At 36.4% G+C, this 3,524-nt stretch carries 2 protein-coding genes and 1 pseudogene; all 3 read right to left on the bottom strand.

The features are described from left to right. Positions 1-270: 270 nt before the first annotated feature. A pseudogene (locus tag OCV70_RS20025) lies at positions 271-1,280 on the bottom strand (helix-turn-helix domain-containing protein). A 202-nt stretch (positions 1,281-1,482) separates the two neighbouring features. Then, positions 1,483-2,229 carry an alpha/beta hydrolase gene (locus tag OCV70_RS18715; protein ID WP_117855415.1) on the bottom strand — a complete coding sequence of 249 codons (747 nt, stop codon included), beginning with the start codon at positions 2,227-2,229 and terminating at the stop codon, positions 1,483-1,485. Between the two features lie 312 nt (positions 2,230-2,541). Continuing rightward, positions 2,542-3,524: IS91 family transposase (locus OCV70_RS18710; RefSeq protein WP_262579991.1), on the bottom strand; the 983-nt coding region annotated here is incomplete at its 5' end.

The following is a 3,524-nucleotide window of genomic DNA, read 5'->3' as shown; positions in this document are numbered from 1 at the left end:
AATTAAAAGTCCATATAGAGTTGACGCGCTTTGTTCAACCAGAAAAAATCGAAATTGATGCAAACGAAAGGGCAGTTAATGAAAAGTCTCCATACTGCTTTTTCGTTTGCACCACCTTCGATTCTTTCCTTAACGATTTTAATGTCTCTATTATACCATAATGATACTATTATAAAAAAGGAAAAAGAGCTCCTTCGAGCTCTTTTGATTCAGTTCTGTAAACTTGAATTTCTGGATGCGTATAATATGCGAAAAAAACTTAACTTCATCTTAAATATAGTGCTGAGTTTCACTGCCATTCTTTAACACCATTTTCACCACACCAAGCAATGCTGCAAACAAAACACCAGCAACCGGCCATACAATCCATGTAATATCCCAGCTCATCGTCCAGAAGCTCCATGCAAGGTAAATCGCTGTAGTCAAGCACCAATATACACCAGAAAACGTGTCAGTCTTTTTCTTAAACAGTTTTTCTTCTTTTGTATATTCGCCTTCCTGAAGAAGGGTATCGTAACTGCTTTTTACCATCCCAACACGAACCAACAGATTCACTCCTATTGCAAGTATGAATAGCAGTAATCCAACGGAAAGACCACAGTAATAGTCGGACGCTTCCATAGATTCGGCAATAATTGTCGGAATCACTGCCAGTATACAAAGCACTACCCCAACAGCTGTTCCTCTGATAAAAATTGGTTCATAGGAATCTTTTTTTCTCGTACCATTCCAGATACACCATACTCTGTTTCAAAGCATTCTTTTTCAAAATGTTCCATATGTGATTCACTCATTCCATATGTAATAAACAAAAAGACGGCTGCCGCAACCATTCCAAGCAAAAAAACACATCCAAATACTGTTGCCAGAGATTCCGAAACATGAAATACGCTATCTTCTGCCATTGTCACAAGAACAATCAATAATATTGGACTTAAGATACACATACTTGTTGCGTTTGCCACTACTTTGGATCCATTTCTTTTCATGTCAAGAAATTCATTTGCATTCTCCATAGTTACTTTTTTCAACGGTTCTGCATAGCTTTCAGTACTTTCGTGATAGGTGATATTTTCTGCTTTCATTTCATCTTTTAATAGGTAATCTGTACTAACACCAAAAAGCTCCGACATCTGTAAAATTCTTTGCAAATCTGGAACAGCTCCTGCACTTTCCCACTTAGATACTGCCTGTCTGGATACGCCCAACTGATTGGCTAGTTCTTCCTGTGACCATCCATTCTTTTTTCTTTCCTCTGTAATCTTATCAGCTAAAATCATTTTTTCCTCCTTTTGCAGATTTTATGAGCTAAATATAACAGTTTTGCTGTTTGCATTCCACCATTTCAGGCTGTAAATCTGTCAACCAGAAGTTGCAAATCACAAAAGGATTCTATGAATCCCGATTTTCCAACAATACAAGCAGGAAATTATTTATCATCTGTATTTGTTTTATTGTTTTCCTTTTTCTTATAAGTCGAACCTACCTTCGCTTTACTATTTCTAATAGTTTTCTCACATAATCATCTGCGTGGTTTATTGAAAACTCTCCATGATACATATTAGGAAGAACTTGTATAAAACTATCCTGCAATTTTTCATGAATGATTTTAGCAGATTTTTTCATTGATTGCTTTTCTTTTTCTCCAACATAAATTTGAATGGTTGCTTCACACTCTCCAATGCCATCTTTTAGTGAATATACTGAGTTTTCCTGTAAAAAGGCAATCATATCACTCTTTCTAATAGCACAAGTATCTTTGTAATATTCATCAAACAAATTCGACTTTATTCGTAGTGATTTGAATTGTAATTTTGAAAACCACTTATACTTTATTAAGCCATAGCAACTTCCAAACGCCGGTTTAATCATAGAATATGTAAATTTTGAAGGTATCACAAGTACACTTTCCACTATTGCATACTTACATATATCTTTGCGTTGAGATAAAATTTCAAGCAAAATCTGCCCTCCAAGCGATAGTCCTCCCATCATTAAAACAGAACCGCCCAATTTGCTATTTACAAATTCTATAATATCCAAAGCATTATTCTCTATCGTCGTAAACTGCTTATCACATCCTGCATGACCATCTAATATAGGCAAAACCACATGATAATCTGTTTGAAGTCTTTCAGCAACCTCTTTGTAATTCCACCATGATAAACCGCCTGCGTGTAAGAGGATAATTACATCGCTGTTTTCTTTTCCATATTCTACATAATTCAACCTCTTTCACCTCGCTGTAAACTTCAAATTTTCATGTGTTCGACAAATCGTTAAGGAAAGAATCGAAGGTGGTGCAAACGAAAAAGCAGTATTGAGATTTTTCATTAACTGCCCTTTCGTTTGCATCAATTTCGATTTTTTCTGGTTGAACAAAGCGCGTCAACTCTATATGGACTTTTAATTCTGACACTCTATTTATAATAGGATAGCGTGTACACATAGAAACACATAAAATTTATAATTCAGTCCTGTATTATGACACCAGAAATAAGCCTCCCTAAGGAAGCTAAAAAAATATACAGTTATGATACGTTAACAGAGCATATGTGGTTTTGGTTTTATAAAATATTGTTCTGTAGGCAGAGGAATAATCTTACCACCACAGGAAGAGCACTTGCATATATCTTTATTATAAAGAAGACGGATAATGGCAGGTGCATCCATATCTTTCAGCTTGGAAATATATTTTTTGCAGCCAAGGATGTTTCTGCATAGGGTAATCTTTTTCTTCTTATTTCTGGATGAAAGAAGACCGTAGTGCCTGATACGTACAAAACGTTTTGGAGGAACATGCATTAAAAATCGACGGATAAACTCCTCACCAGATATGGTAATCTCCTTCCACTTACCCTGTTTTTTATAATCCTTAGCAGAAAAGGTAACTGTAGCTTCTGTCATACTTTTGATACGGTAGTTGCTGATAGCAATCCGGTGGGTGTATTTTCCAAGGTATCTGATAACAGATTCGGCACCGTCAAATGGTTTCTTGCAATAAGGAATCCATTCCTTTGCATAGCAGGTATTTAACAATTCCTTGAAAGTATAGTAGTTTTTGTAAGGTGCAGCCGATCCATGAAATTCAAGCCTGTCATTTTCCCAGAGCTGCTTAAGTTCAGCCATGTATTTTCCACGAAACGTTTTTGAGATTACCTTAATCGGAAGGAAAAAATCTTTCCCATTGTCTTTCCAATGATTTTTCACATCCAGCCCTCCACCAAGAACAATCGCATGGATATGAGGATGAAAATTCATGGTGCTTCCCCATGTATGGAGGATACAGATATAGCCGATATCAGTCCCGAGATATTTACTATCAGCAGCAAGTTCACTGAGAGTATCTGAAGCCGCATGATAAAGAGCAGTGTATAAGAATTTCTGGTTGCTGTAGATAATGGGATTAAGTTCTTCTGGAACTGTAAAAACTACATGGAAATACGGAGCATCTAAGATATCCTCACGCCGTGCATCTACCCATTTTTCTTTTGGAAACTCCTGACACATAGGACAGCATCTGT

The organism is Blautia acetigignens (genome assembly GCF_025566865.1).
In the GTDB taxonomy this organism is placed as follows: Bacteria; Bacillota; Clostridia; order Lachnospirales; family Lachnospiraceae; genus Blautia_A; species Blautia_A acetigignens.
Note: the sequence above shows the minus strand (reverse complement) of the source record. Positions and strands in the feature narration are given on the sequence as shown.